General features: G+C 77.9%; 1 protein-coding gene. It reads right to left on the bottom strand.

The features are described 5' to 3' along the window. The coding region (locus AXW62_RS16960; protein ID WP_159060900.1) for a beta-ketoacyl reductase at positions 1-949 on the bottom strand (949 nt) is incomplete at both ends.

Here is a 949-nt window from a genome sequence, read left to right as displayed (position 1 = left end):
CTCCTGGAACGCGCGGCCGGCTTCGATCGCCTCCGGGCCCGCGAAGCCGAGGACCGCGGCGGCGTGGGCCCGCACCAGGTCGAGCAGGGTCCGGTCGATCTCGGCCTCGGTCAGCCCCGCCAGCCGCTCGCGCAGCGCGGCGCCCGCGCCGCGCCCGGCGCCCTCGGCGTCCCCCGCGTTCGCCAGCGCCCGTTCCACCTCGGGCAGGTCGCCGATGAGCGGGCTCGGCCGCCCCATGGTGAACGCGGGGGCGAACCGCTCCCAGTCCACATCGGCGACCGTCAGCACACCGTCGTCACCCGCGACCGCCCCCTGCAGGGCGGCGATCGCCAGGTCGGGCGCTATCGCGGGCAGACCGCGCCGCGCCAGGTGCTCGGCGGCGCCGTCCCCGGTCGCCATGCCGCTCTCGGCCCAGGGGCCCCAGGCCACGGCCGTACCGGCGAGACCCCGGCCACGGCGCTCCTCCACCAGGGCGTCCAGGTAGGCGTTGGCCGCACCGTACGCGGCCTGGCCACCGCTGCCCCACACGCCGGCGATCGACGAGAACACCACGAACGCGTCGAGCTCACGGTCGCCGAGCAGCTCGTCCAGGTTGACGGCGCCCGCCACCTTGCCGGAGACCACGGCGGCGATGTCGGCCAGCCCGGTCTCGGCCAGCGGCCCCGCCCCGTTGGCGCCCGCCGCGTGGACGACCGCCGTCAGCGGATACTCCTCCGGTACGGCGGCCAGCACCGCGGCGAGCTGCTCACGGTCGGCCACGTCGCAGGCGGCCACGGTCACCCGGGCGCCCAGCGTCTCCAGCTCCTCGCGCAGCTCGGCCGCGCCCGGCGCGTCAAGGCCGCGACGGCTGGTCAGCACCAGGTGCTCGGCACCGCCGCGTGCCAGCCAGCGGGCCACCTGGCCGCCCAGCGCACCGGTGCCGCCGGTCACCAGCACCGTGCCGCGCGGT

This window comes from Streptomyces hygroscopicus subsp. hygroscopicus (genome assembly GCF_001553455.1).
GTDB classification, from domain to species: Bacteria; Actinomycetota; Actinomycetes; order Streptomycetales; family Streptomycetaceae; genus Streptomyces; species Streptomyces hygroscopicus.
This window is presented reverse-complemented; position numbering and strand designations above follow the sequence as displayed.